Below are 17,768 nucleotides of genomic sequence, written 5' to 3'. Positions count from 1 at the left end.
AGACGGGGAATCAATCCAGAACTCGTGTCTGCAAGCAGGCTGTCTGTACTTCGTCGAGATTAGTGGCAAACCCCAGTATAAGAGCTAGTCCCACGGGTTGCATTTGTGGGGGAGTGGCCGCTCCAAAGGCATCAATCGTGATAGATTGATGTTCTTTGTCGATAATCACCACGTCTCCTTCGGCAATGTCCGTCACTGATTCCACTATTGTTACGGCAACGGGCCGTTTTCTCTGGATCGATGCGTTATCAATGACAGAGGTATAAAAATAGATTTTCGTTCCTTTGTCTGTCTCCCCCTTAGCAACGCAGAGAATGGCATTTCCTAAACTGGGTGCTTCGGCTAAAACAGGCTTAATGGACAAGCTAGGCAAGGAAAGCAAGGTTACAGATGCTAACTAAGAGTGCGGCTTTGTTAGGAATTTTTAACATTTTTCTGCAAGGGGTAAATTAACTTCCAGTCATTGTAATAAAAAAAGTGAAATTTTGCCATAGTTTTGAGGCGGATCGTTTTTTTTCTCACTGGGTAGTGATTCGCTAGTAGTAGTGATCCGTCTTGCTTATTTGGTATAGCTTGACACAAAACTTAATTTAGGAGTTACAAAGGTGAGATGCTTCCTTCTCGGATTTGACTAGCTTGAGAAAATGTGGAGAGATTAAGGTTGACTCCCTGAAGAGTCATCCGCGTACATATTTATGAGTTTTGAAAAATAAGAAATAATCTTGAAGTTCCATAATTAATTACCTTTGATTTTCCCGCTTATTTATTAACAATTATATCTGCTGTAATTAGGAATCAATTTCTTGACTAGAAGAGGAACCTCTTTTAAAAGGAATTAGTTTTTTGATTAATTCAGGTGTGATTAAGCCTTGGGGATAAAAAATGGTTCCCAAAACAATTAAAATTCCAAAAATAATCAAACGACCATCGCGCAAGAAATTCCCCAACCAAATTGGTAAACCATTCACGCCGCCGAGGGCGCGTAAAACTTCGGGCAAAGCAGTTAAAACAATGCCTCCCACCACTGGACCGATAAAAGTTCTTGAACCACCAATTAAAACGAAAGCCAAGAAAATAATACTGGCATCAAAAGTGCCTTGACGGGAATTCCAAGTATTGAGAAAATGGGCGCTTACCGCCCCCACAACTGCCGCTAAAACTGCCCCGAAAGTGAAGGATAAAACTTTGTGATAGGTGGGATTAATTCCCATAGCCGCAGCTGCCAATTCATCGGCACGAATGGCATTAAATGCCCGACCAATTTTGATGTTTTCTAACCGGTAGAGAAACAGCATAGTTAGGAATAAGAGGGGCAAAGCCAGCCAAAGGTAGGCTAATTGAGTGGTGAAAGGTTGGGGAATGGCGAAAATACCGACTGCACCACCAGTTATCTCGAGATTAAGGGCAATAATTCTCAAAATTTCTACCCAGGCGATCGTGGCAATAGCTAAATAAATACCTCGCAAACGGAGAACAGGAATACCTAAAACTATGGCTAATATTCCTGAAATAATGCCAGCAACTAACATTTCTAAAAAGACCAAAGTAAGGGGATAATTGCTACTGGTATTAGTAAAAACTTTCGTGGAAAGAATGGCGGCTACATAACCACCTAAAGCGTAAAAACCGGGGGTTGCTAAGGATAATTGACCAGCCATTAAGGGCAGATAAACTGAAAGGCCTAAGCTGGCTCCAAATATCATGGAAACAATTAAAAAACCATAGGTGTTAAAAAAATCAGCCATATTTTCGGTGAGCGGTTATTGGGTGTTTAAGTTACTGGAGTCAATTAGCTAATTTTATCACCGTTTTCTCCCCTCTGATTCTCTGGTAATTCTCGAAATTATCATAATTTTTTACTTGGTACTTTTCCTATAGGGTAGCATTCGCCACCTGAAAAGCAGACGGGATGATCGATGATGGGAAAAAGTATCTTTCTTAACTTTGTCTGGGAAAAAATTCAGGGGAATTCACGAAACAGCAGCATTGGTTAGTTAACTCCGAAAACTGGTTCCTCAAACTGGTTCCTCGGACTCCTCTGGCTGAATTTCCCGATAAAATCGCAGTAACGGGCGAAAAAGTCCTAGAAGCTGAGGATAGCATCAGTTTTACCCCAGAAGCAATCCATCAGGTACAGGCGATCGGTGAGGAACCAGTAATGTGCTTTTAAACGTTTTCAATTCGCTCCTCTCACTAATCGAGCAGTGAATTTTTAGGTTAGAGAAATGATAGATAAATGAGAGGATCATGAGACAAATATGAAAGTTTTCTGAGGAAAAATTAGTTAAGATAAGGGGAAATTAAAGGATAAACAACTATAGATGTTTACTTCACTCGAACTTTTGACCATTTCTTTTGTAGCCGTGGGATTAGCCGCCGATGCCGTGGCCGTTTCTCTGACCAGTGGCCTGATGATTCGTCATATTCATGTTAATAAGGCTTTGAAAATAGCTTTGTTTTTTGGGGGATTTCAAGCGATTATGCCGATGATCGGTTGGGGTATCGGTCTAACCTGTCGGGATTTCTTCGCCTCTTTTGACCACTGGATCGCTTTTATTATTTTAGGGGTGATCGGCAGTAAAATGATCTACGAAGCTGTTCAAAATGATGATGAGGAAAAAAGGTTTAATCCTCTAGATTCCTATACTTTAATCGGATTAGCGATCGCTACTAGCATCGATGCTTTAGTAGTTGGTTTGGGTTTATCGATGATTAAAACTCCCTTACTTTTAGCTTGCACTATTATCGGTTTCATTACCTTTGCTTTATGTTTTATAGCTGTTTTTATCGGTCATAAATTCGGTAATTTATTTAGTCAAAAGGTGGAAATTCTCGGCGGTTTAGTTTTAATATTAATCGGCAGTAAAATCCTTATTGAACATTTAATTGCCTAGATTATCTCCATTTTTCACTATCCTCCCTATTTTCCCCGACTATTTCCATAGGCGAGTGGCTAATTCGGGATAACCAGCCTCAATTAAAGCCTGATCTCTGATACGACAGGAATCGCATAAACCACAGGGTTTAACTTCACCTTGATAACAAGACCAAGTATCAGCAATGGGAACCCCTAAACTAACAGCACGACGGACGATATCTACCTTACTATCCATCACCAAAGGGGCAATTAATTGGGGTGCTTTACCTTCTAAACCCGCTTTCGATGATAAATTAGCTAAAGTTTGAAAGGCCTCTAAATACTGGGGACGACAATCGGGATAACCAGAATAATCCACTGCATTAATTCCTAGATATATCGCCTCCGCTGCCCTTGCTTCCGCTAAAGAAAGAGCGATCGAAATAAAAACTGTATTTCTCCCCGGCACATAGGTAATCGGGATAATATTCGGGTTAATTCCCTCTTGGGGAATAGCAATAGATTGATCCGTTAAAGCGGAACCTCCCCACAAAGATAGATTGACTTCGATCAGATGATGTTCTTTAATATTGAGGAAATTAGCAATTTTTTTCGCCGCTGCTAATTCCCGCTCGTGTCTTTGTCCATAACGAAAAGAAAGGGCAATTAATTGATAACCAGCTGCTATAGCGATCGCTGCTGTTGTCGCTGAATCTAATCCCCCGGAAAGTAAAATAATCGCCTTTTTTGTCATTATCCTAATGTCACCTGTGTTTGTTGATAATTAGCTACTAAGATAAATTGTTTTAGCCACCGCGAACCTAACAAAATCTCCTGAATTGCCTCCCCTGCAAAAACGGGAATTTCCTATTCCTGACCATCAATTCTTACTCTGCCTAAATATATATCAAAAAATGCTTCGCCTTGGGCGGTTATCAATTTATTTTGTCGCAAAAAATGCCAATCAAGACTGTCAGCATCTTGACTATTTATGGCTAAAAACTCGGTAAAACCCTTATCCAGCATAACTTCTGCGGGTAGAATCAATCCATCATCGCCAACTAAATCAATATCAAAATAAATTTGTCCTTTGGTTCCAAATCTCCCTGCAATCATATTCTGCCACTAACTCCAGTTTCATTAATGCCAAAGATATGATGGATTTTGTCGGGATATTTTGCCCTTGCTTTTTTACTGGCCACTTCTTGATCGGGATCGATAAAATAATCGCCGCTATCGGGTTCGATCGCAATGTACCAACCATAGTAATGTTTCATTAACCGGGGCTGTAAACTCTGAAAAATCGGCCAACAACGATGATAAAATTCTAATTGTCGGGCGCGATGTTTGGCCTTTTCTTCCTCTGTAGATTGAATCTCCGGAAAAACTCGACCACGACGCACTACTCGTTCAGAATTGTTGTTAGACATAGTAAGTAATAGGACAAAATTAACTTCTTGGTTAGGATAGGCGTAATTAGTCACAGTAAGAAGCAGGGATTATTGAGAATAAAGTAATCCTTAAGCCCTAGATAGATAGTACAAAGTCTTTTTGAGGTGGAGAACGCTCGCTGGCTAACAAGTTGAAAAGTGCCTCAACCGCATTTGGCTCTTCTAGGTTCTGTGTGAGCATGGTACAATAGTAACACGGAACAGGAGGTGGGTTATGTGGATAAATTTTGATCAACTCCTCGATTTACCAAATGTAACAGTGGTCAATGTTCGTAGATCTGGACAAGAAAATTTGACTAGATGTGATTAAAGGACATAAGCAAGATGAATTGAGAATCCTTAAAAGCACAGCCAGAAACAGTGCGGGAGAAGGTGAAAGAAGTGAGCGTCGATATGTGGTCAGGATTTACAGCAGTGATCAAGGAATTATTTCCCAATGCTAAAATCATCTATGACCGTTTTTATGTAATGGCTATCATCAATCACGAGCTTAATAAATTGAGAAAGTTAATGGGGGTGCATGAAAAAGGATTACCTCATTTATTATGGAAAAATAAAGAGGACTTAAAGCACGAGCAAAAACAACAACTAGAAGTTATCCTGAAAGAACATCCCTGCTTAGGAATAGCCTGGGAAATGAAAAAAGAAATTAGACAAACTTATCAAAGTTGTAGAACGTTCAGAGGTGCTGAGAGAAAATTGGAAAAGCGGAATATTATATGAAAGTAGTGCCAGTATGATCCGGAAGCATTTGCCTGGTATTTGTAATTAGGGCTTGCTGAATAAATGTGAAATGTAGGCAAGGTAAGAGTTTTATGGCTTTTCTCGCGAAACAGGTGCAAGATTTTGAGAGAATCGTCGTTCAAAACCTTGCGTCTTCATCGGCCCGAGTCCTGTAGGGGCGAAGCATTCGGGCAATAACCTATCGGTGAAACCGGAGATTTTCTATCCGAATGCTTCGCCCGTACTTTTTGCCGCAAACCCTAATTACTCACTTGCATAAATGAGATGCTCCCGGATAATAAGGATAAAGTTATCCCCTCACCCAACCTACTTACCGACGATTTAAGAAACCGCCACCATTACCCCAGCGCGGTCGGGAATTAAAGAAACCACCACGGTCAGACCAACCATTGCCCCAGGGCCGCGCATTAACAAAACTACCACCGCGACCATCTACCCAACCACCGACACGACTATTCCCCCAACCGCGATTGCCACCATCTCCCCAGCCTAAAGCTTGTAAACTAGGATCGGCAGTACCTTCCGGCAGTTGGTTAACCCGTTCGCGTACAGCGCTAGATAGACGACTTAAACGCGCTTCAATGGGATTAGCCTCGTCTGAGGCGGCCTGAGCGGTGCTAGTCAGACCGAAGGCAGATAAAGCGAGAAGAAAGCCGACTAAACCAGTTTTATTGCTGATATTCACCTGAATTTATGCTCCTATTTGGCTTCTTGGGGATTAATTTGGGCGTGTTCGATAACTTTGAAGGCAAAAAACCCCTTTAATAATTCTGGGGGGATGGGAACCAGTCCTTGACTACCGAACCAGCGATCGATTTGACTAACGGTGGCCGTATCATTGGTGATGTAATCCTGCATCATTTTAACAATGGCATAGTTGACATCATCCAAAAAAGTAGAGTTATTTTCGGGAACCATGCAAGCAATGCCAAAATTAGCTAGAGCTTCTTCGGGGACGATTTCGTAGATTTTAGGGTTATCTCTGAGGATTGTTCCCGCTAAAGAGATGCTATCCCCCGCTATTGCGTCGATTTTACCGGTTTTTAAAGCTTCGATCGCTTCTTCTATGGTGCTGTAGGTAGTAACAATTGTCGCTTGCGGTTGTACTAATTTAATCACATCGACGGCCGCAGAAGTGGGAACCAAGGCGATGCGTTTACCGATTAGGGATTGAGGAGTGGAGAGATTGCTACCTTTTTTGGCTAAAATCCTAATCCCAGAAATGCTGTAACTGATGGAAAAATCGACCACTTTCGCCCTTTCCCAAGTAAAAGCCGTACTACAAGCGATATCGATGTCCCCGCTACGAATGAGATTAATTTTCTCTCCGGGTTGATTAGCTTCAATCATTTGCAGGGTGACGGGACGACCGAGACGAGTTTCCAGTCGTTTTCTAATTCTTTCCAACACATCCATAGAATAGCCGACTAATTCCCCCTTATCATTGATGTAGGAGTAGGGAATCGCATCAAAACGGGTTCCTACGGTCAAAAATCCCGTGCGAGCCACTTTTTCCACCACTGTTTCCGCTAAACTTGCACTGGCGAGGAACATAGGTAATATACAACCTAGTCCCACTAACTGTAAAATCTTCTTCATAAATCGAGTGCTTACTCCCGTACAAACATAACTATACTAGAAGTCGCTAAAAAATCTTCAAGGTTTCCATAATAATTTCTGTGAACTTTTACAAATTAGATGGCGGTTCAAGGCGAATTAATTGACCGTTACCTTCATCGGTGAGCAGGTATAAAAATCCGTCGGGACTTTGACGCACATCCCGCACCCTCTGACCGATGGGAATCGCTTCTTGATTGATAATTTCACCCGATTTATCCACTGACAGACGGCGAATATCCCTGGAAACTAAACCACCGGCGAATAAATTTCCCTGCCAATTAGGAAAGCGATTACCGGTATAAAAGACCAATCCCGAAGGAGCGATCGCAGGTGTCCAAATTGTTTTCGGATTGATCAGACCTAGTCGAGATTCTTCGCGGGAAACTGGGTTATTAGTGCCGTACTCTTGACTGGCAGAAACCACTGGCCAACCGTAATTTTTACCTTTTTCAATTAAATTTAATTCATCCCCTCCTTTCGCTCCGTGTTCGGTTGCCCAGACTCTTTTAGTCATCGGATCAAAGCTGATTCCTTGAATATTCCGATGACCATAACTCCAAATTTTAGAACCCCCAAAAGGATTATCTTTCGGTATAGAACCATCGTCATTGATGCGGATAATTTTACCTAAATGACTTTGCCGATTTTGTGCCTGTTTTCTAATTAAATCTCCCGCTAATTGTAGGGGAGGATTACCCCCGTCCCCAATTGCTACCAATAAAGTGCCATCTGGTAGCCATAATAACCGCGAACCGAAGTGTTGAGAGCCGGTTTTTGTCTGGGAAACTTCAAAAATAACCCGCAGATCTCGCAAACTTGCACCATCATAAACCGCACGAGCGACGCGGGTACGATTAGCCTCCTGGTCTCCGTGGGCATAAGTTAGATAAATCCAGCGATTTTGGGCAAATTGGGGATGAATTGCCACATCGAGCAGTCCTCCTTGTCCAACGGCAAAAACTTCGGGAACTCCAGCGATGGCTTTTGGATGCAATTTGCCCTCTCTAACCACCCTTAAACGACCTGGACGCTCTGTGATCAGGATTTCCCCGTTAGGTAGCCAAACCATCGACCAAGGATGCTCTAAACCCTCGATTACGGTCACTTTTTGCCATTGATTGGTCTGGGAATTATTCGCCGAAGTTAATACATTTGCACCTTGACAACTGGAGATAATTATGGTAAGCAAAACGCCAGATACTATAGGCGAGAAAATGCGATTAAGAGAAGTAAGCATTAGTTGGTAACTCCCCAGACAAATATTGGTCAATTTTCCCCGACTAATCAGGTTCACCCTACAATTTTAGAAACCGGGCAGTTTTAAGAAACGTTTTAGGCGGTTTGACTTGATTGGGCAATGCGCTCTCCACAAGAATTCCTACCCTCGTACCCACCGTTAGCTCTAAGGGAACATCAGGTTCAAGCACTGTCCCATCAAATATGGCTTCGAGTTCTTGGAACATTATTCTTCACAGGCTATGGCTTGTTTCTAGTATAATCTCATGGGTGTGGAGCCTAAACGTTCAATCTATTAGTATTCTTAAGTATTTCTATGGTCAATCAATAGACATCCCCAAAAACTTATAAGCGAGTCACAACAAGGAAGAAAGGCAGATTAGACAGAAAGTCAAAATTGACTCTTATCAATCATTGTTGGGTGCAGGGTAAGCGCATCTTAACAGTCCTTAACAAAATGAACTTTATCTGAGTTGCTTACCCAGAGAGCGATTCAGGCATATTTGAGGAGAATTGGCCATCTCAATTGTTAAGCAAAAATTGACCAAATGTGAGGATTTCGTGACTACTCTGATTGACTGGTATCACCTGAAATGCCCACACAGCAAGCGGATCACAAAATTGGCCAATTGTCAATAGCTTTTGAGATGCTCTCACCCTACTGTTTGGTGTTGCTAAAAGTTTGAGGTGTTGCTATGATGAGCCGAGAGTAATTTCCGATTTTTCCTTTGGAGTGTCAACATTATGACTCAAAAAATATTAGCGAAATTAATGTCTTTTGCTGGCAGCAATAAGCTAGGATTATTCAAGATAGCGATCGCATCTTCTTTTTTGGTAATTGTTCCGCAGGGGCAAGTTAAGGCTGCACTTCTTACCGTAGCGAATAACAGCTTTGAAGCCCCGATCATCACTGCCCCACAGGGGTTTACCAACGATAATACCATCACTGGCTGGGTGGTAACCCCAACAGGTTCGGCGCTGGCGGGGCTTCTTAATCCATTCCAAGCTCAGAATTTTGCTTTCACCAATGGTACTGTCCTTAATAACACTTTTTACAATCCAGGGGTTGGGGCTCCTAATGGAAATCAAATAGCCTACAGTAACGGGGGAACTATCTCCCAGACACTTACCGGAACAACTTTGCAAGCGGACACGAAATATACTTTGAGCGCGTCTGTGGGACGCAGAAGAATCGTCAGTACCTTTTCGGGCTTATACAATATCCAACTTTACGCCGGAGCTAACCTTCTAGCCTCTAAGAATGATATTATTCCCAATCTTGGAGACTTCGCAGATGTCAGCTTTAGCTATACCACTGCAGGTATCGGCACTCTTCCGACCGGGGACTTAAGAATTGTTCTGACCTCAAATGGATCCCAGGTAGGTTTCGATAATATAACCCTTGACGCTACTCCCGACATTCCCGAACCTTCCGCTATATTAGGATTGCTAGGTTTCGGACTGTTGGGAATCGCTTCAAAGTTACGACAAAAACAATAAGTAGTCGTGCAAAATTAATTTCCTAGTCAGGACGGGAGACGGCTTAGATTTGTAATTAATTTTGCTTAGGTACTTAATTTAACCGAATTAGGGGTATGAAGCTTTCCGGCCACTGATTCCCCCACTAAATCTTCTGGAGAGCTATCCCTAACCCTCTCAAACTTCTTAAGATTGTTTTGACAATCCTCCCAAAGGAGTTTAGCATCATGACAATAGCAATTATTAAGTTAGATGTGACTGGAATGTGATATGACAGTCGCTTTTTTACTTTATGAAGCTATCATTCAACAATTCTGAAGTCATCCATGACTCTCCCGATTATATCAATGATGATATAATCGGTTTTTATTTCTTCTCCCAATAATTGCTCGATTCTCTTATCTTGAAAAAGTCGAGTTACAGTTCGCAGCTCTGCGGGGTATTGAGCGATTTAGAGTGCTCTTATCTTTGTGGTCCTTCCTCCCGGGAGTTAGGAACTTGGAACCCCTACACCCGCTCCAATACTGGCCAGAGTTTAGGCTGTTTACCGCGTGAGAGCGTGTCTCTTTGACCGACCACCGACTCTCCCATTGGCTCTGAAATCGGCAACACCCAAAATAGTTAAACCCTATTTAGGGTTTGCTGAATAAATCTAAAAACCTTGTTGGATAATATCTTTAGGCTTTTTTGAAATCAAAAAGTGCCAGATATGGGAGGGATCGGGGGGGAGAATTAGGCACTTTTTCCCTGAAAATTAGAGGTTCTTCGTTACTTGGTATGGTTCGATAGGGGGGCATAAATCGACTAAATCCTTATCTGGCAAGAGACTTAATTGATTAGTTCGCTCCAGATCGCAAACAATTGACAAAAATTGCGGTAATGTCTGTTTCTATAAGGGTTTCATCCCTTATAACCCCCGTCCATTGCATAACACAAACCGAAGAACCAAATTAGATAACTGACTACCTCAAAATCGGTAAAACCCTACACCCCACACCCACGAAAAACTTTTTCAGCAGACCCTATTTAGAATGGGAGTTACCGGACAATTTAGCGGCTTTTCTCCTCAAGACTTAAATTAATCGTGCCGCGGGGGTTTATTGGTCGCAGAACCCGCCGGAACGACCTTGTAGGTGGGGGGGATACCTTTGAGGGAAATGAGCGTATTCATCACCGTTTTTGCCACGGGAGCGGCCACAGTGGAGCCAAAAGTATTCGCACCCTTGGGTTCATCCACCACCACCAAAACCACATAACGGGGCGATTCGATCGGTAAAATCGCCACAAAACTGGTAATTTTGGCGTTAGGTAGATAACCCCCCGTCGGACTAGCTTTTTGTGCGGTTCCCGTTTTACCTCCGATGCGATAACCAGGGATTTGGGCTGCTACCCCCGTCCCCTTGCTAACGACGGTTTCCATCATTTCCACCACTTGCCGGGCCACGGTGGGAGAAAAGACTTTTTTGCTGGGATAATCGGGCCGCCAGTGCAAACGGCCGCGGTCGTCGGCTAATCCTTTGATCACATGGGGAGTCACCAGGGTGCCACCATTGGCCAGCGCACCGTGCAATTGTACTAATTTTAAAGGCGTTAGGGATAAACCTTGACCAAAGGAAGCGGTGGCCGATTCAATGGCATTATCCAGAAATTCTGGTTCGGGTTTGAGATATCCTGCCACTTCTCCGGGTAAATCTACACCAACCCTTTGATTTATTTTCAATCCTAATAAACTTTTATAGAAATCAACTCGCCTCATTTTTTGGGCAATTTGCACCATAGCCACGTTACTAGAGGTTTGCAGAACTTGGGCCATATCTAGCGCCCCATTACCCTGTTTAGAGGCATTTTTAATCGTCCAGGGACCGACAGTAATCGCCCCCGGATCATTGACTACCGTATTAGCTTTAACTGCCCCTGCTTCCATGGCCAGGGCGATAATAATTGGTTTAAAAGTTGACCCCGGTTCGTACTGATCGGCTACGGTCCAATTTTTAAATAGAGCCACATTGGCTTTATAGTATTCATTGGGGTTAAAAGTTGGCTCACAAACTAGGGCTAAAAGAGAACCATCAAGGGAGTCCATGACGATGACAGCTCCTCGTTTAGCATTAAATTTTTTTAGCTGTTCTCGTAGGGCCGTCCGGGCTGCTCTTTGTAGTTTTAAATCGAGGGTTACTTCTAACTGTAATTCATCAAATTGAAAGATACCATCGGGAACAAAAGCCGGTAAAATTCGCCCGTCTCCCATGCGTCTTGTATTGACAGAAAAAGGATCTCTTTCTAATAACTGACTGGAACCTCTCTCTAATCCTGCCTGGCCACGATGTTCTTTATCTACATAGCCAATCACGTCGGCTGCCACATCGTCTTGGGGATAATAACGAGCGTATTTTTCCTCTAATTCTACACCATCAAGAGATAATTGTTTTAAGCCCCTAGCCACGGATTCGGTTAATTGATTGGCTAAACGAATTCCTGTTTCTTTTTCTTTAAATCTTTGAATCAGTTGATTAGTAGGAATATTTAATAAAGGAGCTAATTTATCAGCCACTTCTGCCGGGGGAATAGCAAACAGTTTTGGGTGTACATAAAGAGTATAAATCAAGCGATCAGTCGCTAAAACATTACCATTACTATCGACGATCGCCCGCCGGGGAATATAGGGTCTAATACTGGTAGTTTGCTGTTGTCTGGCTCTTTTTTGTAATTCCTGTGCTTGTACTATTTGCAATTGGTACAAGCGCCAAGCTAAACCCACAATACCCATGACTAAAACCAACCACACCGCCATCAATCGCCCGTTACTCACAGGCATTTTTTTTGACTGTTGTTGCCTTTTTTTGTCGTTTAAATAGGACTTTCTGTCCCGAATCCTGCCCGAGGGCGATCGAGTTTCTTTGCTTCTAAATTGGGGTCTTTTTGTGTCAGTCATGAGCAGTATCTTTCAGTTATCAGTAAACAGTGATCAGTTATCAGTAAACAGTGATCAGTAAATAGTAATCAGTGATCGGTAAAAAGACAGTAGGAAACTTCTATTTAATACTGCACACTTAAAAACTCACATCTGATAACTTTTAACTTACCCACTGATAACTGATAACTGATAACTGTTAATAGGCACTTCTGGGTTGAGAATTGACGGTAGATTGGGATTGAGAAGCGGGATACTGTTTCAGGTTAGGAGCAGATTTACGCTGTAAAAAGATAGTTTGGAAGGGTTGGGGATGAGTTAATCCGGTTTCGGGTTTTTCTGCTTGTTCAGCTAGTTGATGTTTAAGGGTTTCATTGGTAGCCAAAAGATTGCGCTCGTGACGTTGCAGTGTTTCCAGTTTACCAAATTCTTTGTCCCAAACCTTGGGAATATATACCGTCCAAGCATATATTCCCAGAGTCGAACCCAACAGACAAAAAGTAATCACAGCTACTATTCTTTCTAGGAGGCAAAGGAAACGTAATTGACGCGAGGCTAATTGTTTTTGTGTTGGGGCCACGGGAACTCTCACCACCGATTTAGTCGTCGGTTTTAATGTTGGGGTCGTCTGATTTACTGCTGACTGGGGACGAGGCTGACTGCCTTGGCTTTTTGGGCGAGAAACGGGAAGGGGAATATAAGAATTATGGGCAGCAGACATGATTTTCTCTCAACATTTCTAGCTAGTGGTCGTTGTCAAAAATTAAGTTTCTAAAATTAGGAGTCGGTCATCAGTAGTCAGTCGGAAATATTTAATTGATCACTGTCGCCTTTTTTCCTTTTTTCTTTTTACCTTAAAATCACTGTTCTAGCTCTAGACGTAAACGATATAAGATAGTTTGCGGATGAACTTGAGCGAGAATTTGATTAATCACCGTACTCGGTCCAGATGCCCCCCAACTACAACCGCGTTCTAGATAGATTTTAGCGGCTTTCCCGATGATATAGGTTCCATAAGCAGCAATTGCTCCCTGTAGGAGAGCGGTGCTACCGTAGAGAGTTAAAGAGGTGGGATTTTCAAAAATACTCGCCGCTGCCGCTGCCGTTTTGCCCAAACCGATAATCACAGTGCTGAGGATTTCCCCCACCAGCAACCCCCCACTGCTCAAAAGTAGAGTCCGCCAGAGTTGACCAGCTTGGTGACTGGTAATTGGCAGGCCGTACAAACGAGCTAAAGCCCGAACTAGAGTCAAATCGACGATTGAAGCCCCTAGTAGGTCTAAAATAGCGATCGGATTGGCCGCAATCGCTAAAGCCTTATATTTTGCGTATTGCCAGATAATTTCCTCCGCTTGACTGTCCCGGAGTTCCAGGGTTTTTCTAGCGATATTTTCCTCCGCTTCTTGCCCCTGCACTAAAGCATTTAAGGCCAGCAGCGATCGCCCTTCCCGATTTAAAATCGTTAAGAGTTTATCTTGCAGCTCCTCAATTTGGGGGGGAGGGGTTTCCCACTCAGTCACCACGCTCCCATCGGGGTATTCCACCCGGACGGGAATCGGTTGCGGTTCGGCGGCTACCATAACTATCTCATCGCTAGTTAACAAATCTTCTAACGTTTTTTCGTCTCGATTGGTTCCTAATCTCTGTAACTGCTGAAAAATCTGACGGCGATCAGCTTCTGGATAGAGATCAATCTTATTAAACACCAAAATAATCGGTTTTTTCGCCTGGCGCAATTCTTCTAAGGCCTCGTATTCGGTGCGGGTAATATCCCCGGCGACGATAAATAAAATCAAATCGGCACTTTTAGCGACTTCCCTGGCCATATTCGCCCGCGCTTCCCCTTCAATCTCATCCAATCCGGGGGTATCGATTAATTCTATCTGAATTTTACCCGTGGCTGGTGTCCAACGCACCGATCGCGGCCAGCGTGTCACCCCGTGCAGGGGTCCAGTTGTCAGGACTTTTTGACCGACTAAAGCGTTTACCACCGAGGATTTACCGCGACTGACTAACCCGAAGGCCGCCACCCGAATCACCGTTTCATCCAGTTTATCCAAGGCCGATTTTAAGGACTGCAAATCCTGTTTAACGGCGGCCTGAAGTTGGGGATCGGGGGGATAATTCCAATGGCGGCGAAAACTGGCATACCAAGTTAAGGCCTGTTGTAAACTAGCCTTAGCCTGATTGTAATGAGTTTCCTCGAGGGATGGGGTCTTGGTCACGGTTGATTTTTTAACTGTTTATTGATGCTGCTGCCTTTATTGTAGAGTTTCGGGGCGGTAACTGAGATGAGGTTATCTGGGGCCAGGGGAAGACTTTTCAGTAATCAGTGAAAAGAAATTAGCGAAGTTTTCCACTAAAACCCTAACACCTAACATCCTACTCCGCCAATCCCAATTGACCCAATAGCTGAAGGATAGTTTTTCCGGTTACGGGATCTCGCCAATCGGGGGCAATTTCTGCCAGGGGAAGCAGCACAAAGGCCCTTTCTCGGCAGCGGGGATGGGGTATCTGTAATTCGGGTGTTTCTAAGATCAGGTCATCATAAAATATTAAGTCTAAATCGAGGGTACGCGGTCCCCATCTTTCCCGTCGGACTCTCCCGAATAACTGCTCGATTTCTAATAATTTATGCAGTAAATCTAGGGGCGATAAATCCACTTGCACAATGGCGCAACCGTTGAGATAATCGGGCTGAGGAGGGCCGACGGCCGCGGTTTGATACCATTGGGAATGAGCTTCTAGTTTAATTCCTTTGACTCGCTCTAATTCCCCTAAAGCTTGCCCTAAAATTGTCGCTGAATCTCCTAAATTACTGCCCAGAGCGATCGCTGCCCGCTTCATCCACATCCTTCCTCAACAATAATCTCGGCTAATTCCCCCGTCGCCCCTAAAGATTTACCTAAAAATATATTGACATTTGGATGCTTTTGTGATAGTTCAAAAACTTGGGCTTCGATCGCATCCGTAATTCCACCAGCAAAGAGGAAATAGGGCAGTATAGCGATTTTTTGGCTACCTTGAGCGATTAAACTCTCGATTTGTTGGGATAAACTCGGTTCTATCGACCAATAGGCTGTAATTGCTCCAAAAAACGCCGCTAGATTCTCCACTTCCCGATTACCCCCGGAGCGACGACTACCGTGGGATAGTAAAATGCGGTCTTGGGGGCTTAAATCAGCAAATTGTCGGGATAACAGCGATTTTATGCCCTGATAACTGCCTAAATGGGGCTTTAACTCTAGCTTGATCGGCGATCGCACTTTGGCCACGGCCGCGGGAATATCTTCTTTAACGTGAACCCCCGACAGGAGAAACAGGGGGATAATCTGCAACCGGTTACATCCTTGGCTTTGTGCTTGTTGGGCAAAAGCTTCTATTTGTTGATGGAGCGGTGTTATCGCTAATTCTAGGGCGGCAGTCCCGACTAATACCCGATTATCTGCTTCTAGAACCGCTAGAGATGGGCTAAACTCCGATTTACTCCCTAATCTTTCGGCGGGTTGACTGATTTTTTCTTGAACTAAGGCTGCTAATTGCGTCACCGCCATGGCTGGACGCGGATCGCGACTACCGTGGAAAACCAATAAATAGGCTGAGGAGGTCTTCAAAGAAATCTTGCCAAAATAGTTTAGTTTTTAGCCTAATACATTTTCTCTCCCTTTAGGCATAAATGCCCCTGATATTCTCGATTTAGCTGGTAAGCGGGAAAACGTCCCCATTGGTGGGAAGTGCTACCATTTTACGCGATGTAAAGTGTGAGCAAATCGGCCCGCTGGCTTGAGTTAGCCTAGATATTGAGGTATAACCTAATTAATCGCCCAACTTAGTCAACGAGGCAGTTAACGTGAAAGTGGAAACAGACAGTAAACAATTACCCTCCTACGAACAACCACCCCTAATAGAAGTGGTAAAATTACCTACAGTTTTATCATCAGAATCTTGCCGGATAGACGCAGCAGAAGATGATGATGATGAACTGGATTGTCGGGGAGTTTTTGTAGTTTCTCATCAACCGAAAATCTTATTTTCCGAAGAAGTAAACATTAAATCTCAGGAAAAATCCACTTGGAAACCTTGTGTTATAATTGATAAGTCTCGAATCGAAGATGATAACTAATGACCTTTGGTATGAGGCGGTAGATGCAAATGTTGAGTTAACCCAAGGGGATATTATTCTTAATTGTCCTGTGGTTCGTTGGGCTTCTAAATCTGTTGAGGTAAGCAATCAAACAGAAATTGAAACCCTTCGATCCTTAGTGGAAGTAGCTGAGATTGATCTGGTTGTTATCACCCAAGGCTGCGACTTAGAAAACAAGAAAGTCAATAATGTCATCCTTTCCCCTCACTTTGCTCTCAGTCAATAAGTAGTCATGCAAAATTAATTACCCAAATAAAAAATTAAGAAGTATAATACATAAAAAAACGAAGCAGCAGGAAAATACAATGAGATTGATTAGAGACCTAAACCCCGAGAGCCAGAAAATGCTAGAGAGAATTTATCGAGCTAGTAAACATCATCAAGTAAGAGAGCGAGCGAAATGTATACTCTTAAGTTTTCAGGGAACCACGATAGAAGAATTGAGCGGAATATTTGGAGTTACGAGAAAGACCATCTATAATTGGTTGACGGCCTGGGAAGATAGAAAACTAATTGGTTTTTATAATCGTCGAGGAAGAGGGAGAAAACCTAAATTGACAGAAGCACAAGGTCAACAAGTTATTGACTGGGTAAAAGAAGAACCGAAAAGCTTAAAAAAAATCCAGATAAAAATTGTAGAAGAATGGAAATTAACCGTAAGCAAAGACACGATAAAAAGACTCATAAAAAAAATCAACATGAGGTGGAAAAGGGTGAGAAGAGGGGTCGCCAAAACCCCTGATGAGTGGGAGCTTGAGGTCAAACTACCTATTTTAGAAGAACTAAAAAAACAGGAAAAAAGAGGAGAGATTGAGATAGGATATTTGGATGAAATGGGATGGGATTCAAAGCCTTGTATTCCTTACGCTTGGCAAGAAGAAAAAACCACGATAAAGTTACCACCAATTGAAGGTAAAAGACTAAATATTTTAGGAATAATGAAACGAGATAATCAATTATTTTATGAGACACAGGTCGGAACGGTTACTAGCGAGATAGTTATTAATTTTCTGGATAAATATTGCCAAAATATACAGAAAAAAACTGTCATAATAATTGACCAAGCTTCCATTCATACCAGCGAGGCATTTATGGAGAAACTTGAGGAATGGGAAAAGAAAAATTTGAAAATATTTTGGTTGCCCACTTATTCACCTCATTTAAATTTAATTGAAATATTATGGAGATTTTTAAAATATGAATGGATTGAATTTAGCGCCTATAAAGACCGAAAGAGCCTCCTCGCTTACGTTAAAAAAGTGCTGGACAATTTTGGAGGCGAGTATGTAATTAATTTTGCCTAGGTACTTATCAAGAATATTGGGA

At 42.7% G+C, this 17,768-nt stretch carries 17 protein-coding genes and 2 pseudogenes; 6 read left to right on the top strand and 13 right to left on the bottom strand.

Annotated elements, in window-relative coordinates; translation table 11 throughout:
• Positions 1-10: 10 nt before the first annotated feature.
• Both ACQY1Y_RS17685 and ACQY1Y_RS17680 read right to left on the bottom strand, forming a co-directional pair.
• A complete protein-coding gene (locus ACQY1Y_RS17685) occupies positions 11-364 on the bottom strand; it encodes a hypothetical protein (RefSeq protein WP_430013249.1) in 354 nt (117 codons plus the stop codon).
• Between the two features lie 424 nt (positions 365-788).
• On the bottom strand, positions 789-1,745 hold the full coding sequence (locus tag ACQY1Y_RS17680; protein WP_430013248.1) for a branched-chain amino acid ABC transporter permease: 957 nt from the start codon (positions 1,743-1,745) through the stop codon (positions 789-791).
• 576 nt (positions 1,746-2,321) lie between these two features.
• Here ACQY1Y_RS17680 and ACQY1Y_RS17675 point away from each other — a divergent pair.
• A complete protein-coding gene (locus ACQY1Y_RS17675) occupies positions 2,322-2,894 on the top strand; it encodes a manganese efflux pump MntP family protein (RefSeq protein WP_430013247.1) in 573 nt (190 codons plus the stop codon).
• A gap of 39 nt (positions 2,895-2,933) precedes the next feature.
• Here ACQY1Y_RS17675 and queC read toward each other — a convergent pair whose 3' ends face one another.
• From queC to ACQY1Y_RS17660, 3 genes and pseudogenes are all read right to left on the bottom strand, one after another.
• A complete protein-coding gene (gene queC / locus ACQY1Y_RS17670) occupies positions 2,934-3,611 on the bottom strand; it encodes a 7-cyano-7-deazaguanine synthase QueC (protein ID WP_002742134.1) in 678 nt (225 codons plus the stop codon).
• A pseudogene (locus ACQY1Y_RS17665) lies at positions 3,611-3,973 on the bottom strand (aspartyl protease). Before ACQY1Y_RS17665 ends, queC begins: the two are co-directional and overlap by 1 nt.
• Complete coding sequence (locus tag ACQY1Y_RS17660; RefSeq protein WP_002736011.1) at positions 3,970-4,287, bottom strand: hypothetical protein; 318 nt, start codon at positions 4,285-4,287, stop codon at positions 3,970-3,972. The pseudogene ACQY1Y_RS17665 and the gene ACQY1Y_RS17660 overlap by 4 nt, the downstream one beginning before the upstream one ends.
• Before the next feature lie 293 nt (positions 4,288-4,580).
• Between ACQY1Y_RS17660 and ACQY1Y_RS17655 the strand changes: the two are divergent.
• A pseudogene (locus tag ACQY1Y_RS17655) lies at positions 4,581-5,077 on the top strand (ISL3 family transposase); the annotation flags it as partial.
• Positions 5,078-5,362: 285 nt separating this feature from the next.
• Here the strand turns inward: ACQY1Y_RS17655 and grrA are convergent.
• From grrA to ACQY1Y_RS17640, 3 genes are all read right to left on the bottom strand, one after another.
• Positions 5,363-5,737: a GrrA/OscA1 family cyclophane-containing rSAM-modified RiPP gene (gene grrA / locus ACQY1Y_RS17650; RefSeq protein WP_002736677.1), complete on the bottom strand. Its 375-nt coding sequence runs from the start codon at positions 5,735-5,737 to the stop codon at positions 5,363-5,365.
• 14 nt (positions 5,738-5,751) lie between these two features.
• Positions 5,752-6,651, bottom strand: coding sequence for an extracellular substrate binding-like orphan protein GrrP (gene grrP, locus ACQY1Y_RS17645; RefSeq protein WP_430013246.1), 900 nt, complete (start codon positions 6,649-6,651; stop codon positions 5,752-5,754).
• 88 nt (positions 6,652-6,739) lie between these two features.
• On the bottom strand, positions 6,740-7,909 hold the full coding sequence (locus tag ACQY1Y_RS17640; RefSeq protein WP_430013245.1) for a PQQ-dependent sugar dehydrogenase: 1,170 nt from the start codon (positions 7,907-7,909) through the stop codon (positions 6,740-6,742).
• A gap of 743 nt (positions 7,910-8,652) precedes the next feature.
• Here ACQY1Y_RS17640 and ACQY1Y_RS17635 point away from each other — a divergent pair.
• Positions 8,653-9,408, top strand: a complete 756-nt coding sequence (locus ACQY1Y_RS17635; RefSeq protein WP_430013244.1) for a PEP-CTERM sorting domain-containing protein — start codon at positions 8,653-8,655, stop codon at positions 9,406-9,408.
• A gap of 1,057 nt (positions 9,409-10,465) precedes the next feature.
• Here the strand turns inward: ACQY1Y_RS17635 and ACQY1Y_RS17630 are convergent.
• The 5 genes from ACQY1Y_RS17630 to ACQY1Y_RS17610 form a co-directional block, all read right to left on the bottom strand.
• Positions 10,466-12,319 (bottom strand): peptidoglycan D,D-transpeptidase FtsI family protein, encoded by a 1,854-nt coding sequence (locus ACQY1Y_RS17630; RefSeq protein WP_002738069.1) that lies wholly within the window; start codon positions 12,317-12,319, stop codon positions 10,466-10,468.
• A 178-nt stretch (positions 12,320-12,497) separates the two neighbouring features.
• Positions 12,498-13,019, bottom strand: coding sequence for a hypothetical protein (locus ACQY1Y_RS17625; protein WP_271939591.1), 522 nt, complete (start codon positions 13,017-13,019; stop codon positions 12,498-12,500).
• A gap of 139 nt (positions 13,020-13,158) precedes the next feature.
• Complete coding sequence (locus ACQY1Y_RS17620; RefSeq protein ID WP_002736290.1) at positions 13,159-14,523, bottom strand: GTP-binding protein; 1,365 nt, start codon at positions 14,521-14,523, stop codon at positions 13,159-13,161.
• 157 nt (positions 14,524-14,680) lie between these two features.
• Positions 14,681-15,145 (bottom strand): 2-amino-4-hydroxy-6-hydroxymethyldihydropteridine diphosphokinase, encoded by a 465-nt coding sequence (folK, locus tag ACQY1Y_RS17615; protein WP_430014689.1) that lies wholly within the window; start codon positions 15,143-15,145, stop codon positions 14,681-14,683.
• Entirely contained in the window at positions 15,142-15,852 is a 711-nt protein-coding gene (locus ACQY1Y_RS17610) for a sirohydrochlorin chelatase (RefSeq protein WP_002737106.1), read from the bottom strand. Before ACQY1Y_RS17610 ends, folK begins: the two co-directional genes overlap by 4 nt.
• A 296-nt stretch (positions 15,853-16,148) precedes the next feature.
• On the opposite strand from ACQY1Y_RS17610, the gene ACQY1Y_RS17605 reads away from it, so the two are divergent.
• The 3 genes from ACQY1Y_RS17605 to ACQY1Y_RS17595 all read left to right on the top strand — a co-directional run bounded on the left by ACQY1Y_RS17605 (position 16,149) and on the right by ACQY1Y_RS17595 (position 17,746).
• Positions 16,149-16,421: a hypothetical protein gene (locus tag ACQY1Y_RS17605; RefSeq protein ID WP_002736556.1), complete on the top strand. Its 273-nt coding sequence runs from the start codon at positions 16,149-16,151 to the stop codon at positions 16,419-16,421.
• Complete coding sequence (locus ACQY1Y_RS17600) at positions 16,411-16,668, top strand: hypothetical protein (RefSeq protein ID WP_430013243.1); 258 nt, start codon at positions 16,411-16,413, stop codon at positions 16,666-16,668. Before ACQY1Y_RS17605 ends, ACQY1Y_RS17600 begins: the two co-directional genes overlap by 11 nt.
• Positions 16,669-16,747: 79 nt before the next feature.
• Positions 16,748-17,746 (top strand): IS630-like element ISMae24 family transposase, encoded by a 999-nt coding sequence (locus ACQY1Y_RS17595; RefSeq protein WP_052275630.1) that lies wholly within the window; start codon positions 16,748-16,750, stop codon positions 17,744-17,746.
• Positions 17,747-17,768 lie beyond the last annotated feature (22 nt).

The sequence above is a fragment of the Microcystis ichthyoblabe FBCC-A1114 genome (assembly GCF_050500245.1).
Taxonomy (GTDB): Bacteria; Cyanobacteriota; Cyanobacteriia; order Cyanobacteriales; family Microcystaceae; genus Microcystis; species Microcystis ichthyoblabe_A.
The sequence above is the reverse complement of the archived record's forward strand: the minus strand, read 5'-3'. Positions and strand labels throughout refer to the sequence as shown.